A 7,718-nucleotide genomic window follows, 5' to 3' on the forward strand; every position below is an offset into this window, starting at 1 on the left:
ACGGAGAAGGCCCTCTGCCCGCGGTTCTCCGCGCGGCAGAGGGCTTTTCGCGTGGTGGCGCGGGCAGGGCAGCGGGTCGCGTGGCGGCTGTCGCGGCGGACGAGGAGTTGTCGGCGGGAGGCCGGCGGAGCCGAGGACGTAGCGGACCTGGCGAGGCCGATGGTGTCCGGGGCACAGCGCGGGTTCATGGGAAAATCGGCGCTGTGAGATCCAGCGAGACAGGTGCCGCATCCGCGCGAGTAGCTGGTATCGGTGCGGGAGGTGTGGTTGCTCGCCCGGCGCTGTTCGGGCGGCTGGGCGGGGCGGCCCGGGTGACAGCGGTGTCGGCGTCGGCGGGGAGCGGCAAAACGATGCTGCTGCGATCGTGGCTGTCCGAGGCGGGCCTGGCCGAATACGCGGCGTGGGTGCCGGTGCGGCGGGATGAACGGGATCCGCAGCGCTTCTGGCTTGGCGTCGTGGACGCGCTGCGCCGGACTACGGCGGGCTCGGCGCTGGTCGGGACCCTCACGGCGGCTCCGGACCTGGACGGGTGGACGATCGTGGAGCGGCTGCTCGCGGACCTGGCCCCGCTGCGGGACCGGAACTACCTGGTGATCGACGACGTGCACGAGCTGGACCCGGAGGCGCTGCGACAACTGCAACTGTTCATCATGCGGGCGTCGCCTCAACTGCGTTTCGTGTTGGCCACGCGGCACGACGTGCGCCTGGGCCTGCACCAACTGCGGCTGGAAGGCGAGCTCGCCGAGATCCGCGATCCGGATCTGCGGTTCACCCTGGCCGAAACCGAGGAGCTGTTCAGAGCGGCCGGGCTGGCACTGCCCGGGCCTGCGGTCGCAGTGCTCCACGAGCGGACCGAGGGCTGGGCAGCGGGGCTGCGGCTGGCCGCGCTGTCCCTGGCGGGGCACGCGGATCCGGACCACCGGCTGGCGGCCGAGTTCTCCGGCAGTGAGCGGACGGTGGCCGAGTACCTGTTGGCCGAGGTGCTGGATCGGCAGAGCGAGCAGGTGCGGGGGCTGCTGCTGCGCACCAGCATCCTGGAGCGGGTCAACGGCGAGCTCGCGAACCTGCTGACCGGGGGCGAGGGCGGAGAGCGGGTGCTGCAGGACCTGGTGGCCGCGAACGCGTTCGTGGTCTCGCTGGACACCTCGCGGACCTGGTTCCGCTATCACCAACTGTTCGCGGACCTGCTGCGGCTACAACTGCGGCGCACCCGCCCCGGCGAGGTCGCCGCACTGCACCGGGCCGCCGCCGACTGGCTGGCGGGCCGGGGCATGGCGGTGGAGGCGATTCGGCACGCCCAGGCCGCGCGGGACTGGGGGCCGGCTGCCAGGCTGCTCGCCGACCAGTGGCCCGGCCTGTACCTGGACGGGAAGACCGCCGTCATCCACGGGCTGCTCGCCGGATTCCCCACCGAGTCCCGCACGGCGGACGCGGAGCTGGCGGCGGTGGCCGCGGCCGACGAGCTGGCCGGCGGGTCGCCGGCGGCGGCGGAACGATACCTGTGCCTGGCGGAGCGGGCGCCGGCGTCGGAGGGTCGGCTGGGGCAGGCGCGGCTGCTGGTGGGGATCGTCCGGCTGCTGATCGCCCGCTGGCACGGGAGCCTGGCGGCGGTGACCGAGCAGGCGCAGCGGCTGCAGGACGCGGCGGAGGCGGCCGAGACGACGCAGCCCGGCCTGGGCGAGGAATTGCGCGCGCTGGCGCTGATCAGCCTGGGCAGCACCGAGTTCTGGATGGCCAGGTTCCAGGAGGCCGTGCGGCACCTGGAGCAGGGCGTCGCGCTCGCGCGCCGGATCGGGCGGCCTTACCTGGAGTTCACCGGCCTTGTCTACCAGGCGAATCTTGAGTTCTTCCGGTCGGTCCCGTTGGCACTGGAGCACAGCAGGCAGGCGGCCGAGCTGGCCGAACGGCACGGCTGGGCCGAGGGGCCGGCCTTCGGCCTGGCGAGCATGAACGTCGGGACCATCCTGGCCTGGCAGGGGCGGCCGGAGGAGGGCGAACCTTGGATGCGGCAGGCCGAGCGCACCCTCCGGGCGGAGACCGAGCCCGCGGACGCGCTGGCGATCCGCTCCCTGCGCGGAGTGCTGGCGCTGGCGCGCGGCCGGGACGCCGACGCGCTGGCCGCCTTCCAAGCCGCCGACCAGGTGGCCGAGCGCCTGACCGAACCGAACCTGATGGTCCACGGGAACCGGTCCTTCCTCGTGCAGACCCTTGTCCGCCTCGGTGAGACCGACCGCGCCGAGCAGGTCCTGGCCGGTCTCTCCGACCAGGACCGCGATGGCGGGCAGATGCGTCTGGGCCTGGCAACTCTGCGGCTTGCCCAAGACGATCCGCAGGCGGCGGTCGCCGCGCTCGCGCCGGTGCTCGACGGCTCCGCGCAGCTGCCCTGGCAGGGCTGGCTGGCCCAGGCGTTCCTGCTGGAGGCGATCGCCCGTGCCGCGCTCGGTGATCCCCGCGCCGCCGCCGGAGCCCTGGAGCGCGCGCTGGACCTGGCCGAACCCGACGGAGTGCTGCTCTGGTTCCTGCTGCACCCGGTGCCGGGTCTGCTGGAGAGCCTCCCCGGGCACCGCACCGCCCACGCCGCCCTGATCGCCGAGATCCTCGGCCTGCTCGCCGGTCACCAGCCCGCGCCGTCGACCGCCGGGCGGCCGCTCGCCGAGCCGCTGAGCCGAAGCGAGCTGCGGGTACTGCGCTACCTGCCGACCAACCTGACCACGCCGGACATCGCCGGCCAGCTGAATGTTTCGCCCAACACCGTCAAAGTGCACATACGCCACTTGTACGCCAAGCTCGGCGCCCACCGCCGCGCCGAGGCCGTCGCCCGAGCCCGCGACCTGGGCCTGCTTGCGCCCGGCACCCGCTGAGCGGTTCTCAAGGACGTACCCGTCGGCGAGCGCCGGCGCGTTATCACCCGGATCGGGTGACGCTCGATAACCCGACCGGACCGTAATTTGCGGTGAGGCGAGCGCACCATCCCCATCGACACCGGAGCGCCTCGGGCAGCGCACGCCGTTCCCCTGCCCAGGGCGCCCGTCGTAAGAGACAGAGAGTCTGACTTGACTGCCAGCAAGCCCACGCAAACCACGCAAACCACGCAAACCTTCGTCCTCGTTCCCGGCGCATGGCTGGGGGACTGGAGCTGGTACCCGGTGGCTCGCCAACTCACCGAGCGCGGCTACCCGACTCTGGCGCTGAGCATGCCCGGACTGACCTACGACGGCTCGCCGGCCGGGCTCCGGCTGGCCGACGCGGTCGACCACGTGGTGAGCGAAGTCGAGAGCCGCGATCTCACCGATGTTGTCCTGGTCTGCCACAGCTGGGGCGGATACCCGGTCACCGGCGCGGCCCACCGGCTCGCGGGCCGCGTCGCAAAGGTGATCTACTTCGCCGCGGTGGTCCCGGAGCAGGGCACGCCGATGATCGATGAGAACGAGCAGTACGCCGCGATGATGCGGCAGGCTATCGCAGCGACTCCCGACGGCACCGTCCCCGTCGGCCTCGACGCGGTCCAGGGCGTGCTCATGCCCGGAGACCCCGCGCCGCTCCAGAAGCTTGTCAGCCAACTGCTGCTGCCGCAGCCGGGCGGTTATATGACGGACAGCCTCGACGTGCCCCCGGTCACGAAGATCGGGCTGGACGCGGCTTATGTGCAGTGCGCCGACGACATTGCCCTGGCCCGGCCCAGCGCCGAGTTCGCGGCTCGGCTGGGCGTCGAGCCCGCGGTCATCCCGGGCAATCACATGGCGCTGCTGACTGATCCGGCCATCGTGGCCGACGCCCTCATCAGCGCTCTGGAATCCCGCCGGTGAGCAGTACCGGCTGAAGGCTCATCCGAAGGCGGTGTCGTCATGACACAGCGGTCAGCCGCTGGGCCGTCCCTGGGCCGTCCGAGGCCGCTCAACAGGGGCCAACGACGACCAGCAACGACCGCTCAGCTACCCATGAGACCCGGCCTGAGCTGCGCAAGAGCGGTTCGCGAGGTGGCAAGTTGTTTGGTGCCTCGCTGGGCAAGGGGCACCCCAGCCGGTAAGTCTGGGCCGTACGGGGCCGCGAGGGCGGAGCCGTGATCGGCGGCGACAACCGTCCGGCCCTCGGGCGAGCGGGAGGAGCCGTGGGCCCTGGAGTCCAGGCTCATCTCTGAAATCGACCTACCGCTGAACCTCGACCAGAACCGTCACAATGCGTTCCACAGCCGACTGAAGGAGCTGAGGGCCCAAGCGCGCGAGCGAGCGCGTGCGTTGCCTGTCAGCGCGTAGGCCCAGCTCAGTGAGACCCGGGCAAGACCCGGCGCAAGAAGCCGCCTCGCCTCTCGCCGTACGCCACACGGAAGAGCTCCGTCCAGGCTTTCGGACGGAGCTCTTCCGCGTGCGTGTGCGGTGGTGTCCGTAGCGCGGCGCGTCAGCCCGAGCAGCTTCCGCACTGGCACGGCGCGCCCGACTGGCAGCCGCAGCCGCAGCCCGAACCGCAGCCGCAGGCGCCGAGGACGGGCAGGTGCGTCAGTTCGACAGGCGCTTCCTGCTGGGGGTCGGTCGTAGGGGAATCGGCCATGGGATCCTCCTCAAAGGCGTACAACGGTGTCGCCGCTGCCCATTGCATGCCCACTGAGGCGGGCGCATCAACGGCGCATACGGGCAACCGCCGCGATACGCCCCTCGCGCCCCTTCGACGTCCCGCGGCGCGGGCCGGCCCCGCGCCCTTTTCGGCGCCTTCCGGTACCGGCCCGCTCAGGCTCCTTCGACCGGGGTCTCCACGGACTGGATCTCGTCGGCGTGCTCGCCGGTCACCAGATAGACGACCCGCTTGGCGACCGACACCGCGTGGTCGGCGAAGCGCTCGTAATAGCGGCCCAGCAGCGTCACATCCACCGCGGTCTCGATGCCGTGCTTCCAGCGGTCGTCCATCAGGTGCTGGAACAGCGTGCGGTGCAGCAGGTCCATGTCGTCGTCGTCCTGCTCAAGCTGGAGCGCCAGATCGACATCCTTGGTGATGATGACCTCGGCGGCCTTCGCCATCAGACGCTGGGCGAGCTGCCCCATCTCCAGGAGCGTCGTGTGCAGATCGTGCGGCACGGGCGACTCCGGGAAGCGGAGCCGGGCCTGCTTCGCGACATGCTGGGCGAGGTCGCCCGCGCGCTCCAGATCGGCGCTCATCCGCAGGGACGTCACCACGATCCGCAGATCGGTCGCGACCGGCTGCTGCCGCGCCAGCAGCGCGATGGCCCGCGCCTCCAGGTCGTGCTGGAGCTGGTCGACCTTGTCGTCCGCCGCGATCACGCTCTCGGCGAGCTTCAGGTCGGCGTCGAGCATGGCGGTCGTGGCACGCCCGATGGCGGAACCGACCAGCCGGGCCATCTCGACCAGGTCCTCGCTTATCGAGTCCAGTTCCTCGTGGTACGCGTCCCGCATGGGATGTCCCTCTCTTGACCTCTTGACGTTCCTGCCGGTGCCGGGGCCTGGGCCGAGGCTGTGGCCCCACGTTCCCACGTTCTGTCGAGCACGCGTCCTGCGCCTCCCTCCCAAGTGAACCGGCACTTTCTCCTCAGTGAACTCTGGGCGACGAGTGTCGGAGGAGACACCTTGACGGCTGGGAGAGTGTCCTTGACCGCGCATAACCTGGGCTCATGGACGTGAACGCGGCGGTCGCCGCATTGGCAGCGATCGCCGGGGTGTGTACCGGCGTGATCGCCATGCTGGCGTTTCGCTGGAGTGAACGCGACCAGGCGAGGCCCACCCGTACCTCCCTGCATACGGATGCCGTGCTGCCCCCGGGCGTCGACACCGTGCTTTCCGTGCTCCGCTCCTCGGCGGTCGTTCTCGACGAGAGCGACTCCGTGGTGAAGGCCAGCTCCGCCGCCTACGCACTGGGCCTGGTCAGAGGCGGCAAGCTCGCGGTCGAGCCGATGCTGCACATGGCTCGCGACACTCGCCGGGACGGCGAGATACGACAGGTGGAGCTGGACCTCCCGCGCCGCGGTACCGGCCGCGGCGAGGCCCTCGCCGTCTCCGCCCGGGTCGCTCCGCTCGGCTCCCGCCTGGTCCTGCTCCTGGTCGAAGACCTCACCGAGGCGCGCCGTATCGAAGCGGTACGGCGCGACTTCGTCGCCAATGTCAGCCACGAACTCAAGACGCCCACCGGTGCGCTCTCCCTGCTCTCCGAGGCCGTGATGGACGCCTCCGACGACCCCGAGGCGGTCACCCGCTTCGCCGGCCGGATGCAGATCGAGGCGACCCGGCTCACCAATCTCGTACAGGAACTCATCGATCTCTCCCGGGTACAGAACGACGACCCGCTGGAGGACGCCGAGCCCGTACGCGTGGACGAACTCGTCGACGAGGCCATAGACCGGTCCCGGCACGCGGCGTCCACCAAGCAGATCAACATGGCCGCGGGCGGCACGGTCGACCTGTATGTCTGGGGCAACCGTGGCCAGCTCGCAGCCGCGCTCGGTAACCTCGTGGAGAACGCGGTCAACTACTCTCCGGCCCGCACGCGCGTCGGCATCGCCGCACACCGAGTCCCCGCTCCCGGCGGGGACCTGATCGAGATAGCCGTGACCGACCAGGGCATCGGCATCTCCGAGAAGGACCGAGAGCGGGTCTTCGAGCGCTTCTACCGCGTCGATCCGGCTCGCTCCCGGGCCACCGGCGGTACGGGGCTCGGCCTCGCCATCGTCAAGCATGTGGCGGCCTCGCACGGCGGGGAAGTCACTGTGTGGAGCTCCGAGGGTCAGGGCTCCACCTTCACCCTGAGGCTCCCCGAGGCGGGCGCCGTACGGGATCGCACATCCATCGGCCCGGACGAAGACGACCGGCCCTACGACACAAGCTTCGCGCTTGATCAACCGACCGTGATTCCTGCCCCGGAGGTCCTTCCGTGACCCGAGTGCTCGTCGTCGAGGATGAGGAATCCTTCAGCGACGCCCTTTCCTACATGCTCCGCAAGGAGGGCTTCGAGGTCGCGATCGCGACCACCGGGCCCGCGGGGCTCGACGAGTTCGAACGCAACGGCGCCGACCTCGTCCTCCTCGACCTGATGCTGCCCGGTCTGCCGGGTACCGAGGTCTGCCGTCAGCTTCGCGGCAGGTCCAATGTTCCGGTGATCATGGTCACCGCCAAGGACAGCGAGATCGACAAGGTCGTCGGCCTGGAGATAGGGGCCGACGACTATGTGACCAAGCCGTTCTCCTCGCGGGAGCTCGTCGCCCGCATCCGCGCGGTCCTGCGCCGCCGGGGCGAGCCGGAAGAGGTCACTCCGGCCGCGCTGGAGGCCGGTCCCGTCCGGATGGACGTGGACCGCCATGTCGTCACGGTCTCCGGCGGCAAGGTCGACCTGCCGCTCAAGGAGTTCGACCTGCTGGAGATGCTGCTGCGCAACGCGGGCCGTGTGCTGACCCGTATGCAGCTCATCGACCGGGTGTGGGGCGCCGACTACGTCGGTGACACCAAGACCCTGGACGTCCACGTCAAGCGACTTCGCGCCAAGATCGAGCCGGACCCGGGCGCGCCGCGGTATCTGGTGACGGTGCGTGGCCTGGGCTACAAGTTCGAGCCGTAAACCGCGTGGTGACACGTATGGCTGTGGCGCTCCTTCCGGATCCCGGGCGGAGCGCCACAGCCGTGTCCGTGGCCCTTACGGTGCCGGCGTCTCAGCCGACCGTGTTCTGCGAGGAGGACGCGGACGCGGAGTCCGTCGGTGTCTCCGGCGAGCCGGTCTCGCCGGAC

General features: G+C 70.6%; 6 protein-coding genes and 1 pseudogene. 5 read left to right on the forward strand and 2 right to left on the reverse strand.

Translation table 11 applies throughout. The features are described from left to right. The first annotated feature begins 350 nt into the window (after positions 1-350). From PV679_RS22220 to PV679_RS36225, 3 genes and pseudogenes are all read left to right on the forward strand, one after another. Entirely contained in the window at positions 351-2,861 is a 2,511-nt protein-coding gene (locus PV679_RS22220; RefSeq protein WP_319682105.1) for a LuxR C-terminal-related transcriptional regulator, read from the forward strand. A gap of 192 nt (positions 2,862-3,053) precedes the next feature. Beyond that, complete coding sequence (locus tag PV679_RS22225; RefSeq protein WP_319682106.1) at positions 3,054-3,806, forward strand: alpha/beta hydrolase; 753 nt, start codon at positions 3,054-3,056, stop codon at positions 3,804-3,806. Between the two features lie 303 nt (positions 3,807-4,109). Next, positions 4,110-4,253: pseudogene (locus PV679_RS36225) on the forward strand (GIY-YIG nuclease family protein); the annotation flags it as partial. Between the two features lie 142 nt (positions 4,254-4,395). Here PV679_RS36225 and PV679_RS22230 read toward each other — a convergent pair. Beyond that, positions 4,396-4,545 carry a hypothetical protein gene (locus PV679_RS22230; RefSeq protein ID WP_319682107.1) on the reverse strand — a complete coding sequence of 50 codons (150 nt, stop codon included), beginning with the start codon at positions 4,543-4,545 and terminating at the stop codon, positions 4,396-4,398. 176 nt (positions 4,546-4,721) lie between these two features. Beyond that, complete coding sequence (phoU, locus tag PV679_RS22235) at positions 4,722-5,402, reverse strand: phosphate signaling complex protein PhoU (RefSeq protein WP_319682108.1); 681 nt, start codon at positions 5,400-5,402, stop codon at positions 4,722-4,724. A gap of 215 nt (positions 5,403-5,617) precedes the next feature. Between phoU and PV679_RS22240 the strand changes: the two genes are divergently transcribed. After that, entirely contained in the window at positions 5,618-6,874 is a 1,257-nt protein-coding gene (locus tag PV679_RS22240; protein ID WP_319682109.1) for a sensor histidine kinase, read from the forward strand. After that, on the forward strand, positions 6,871-7,551 hold the full coding sequence (locus PV679_RS22245; protein WP_046498012.1) for a response regulator transcription factor: 681 nt from the start codon (positions 6,871-6,873) through the stop codon (positions 7,549-7,551). The genes PV679_RS22240 and PV679_RS22245 overlap by 4 nt, the downstream gene beginning before the upstream one ends. Positions 7,552-7,718: the final 167 nt, after the last annotated feature.

It is taken from the genome of Streptomyces sp. AK02-01A (genome assembly GCF_033795305.1).
Lineage (GTDB): Bacteria > Actinomycetota > Actinomycetes > Streptomycetales > Streptomycetaceae > Streptomyces.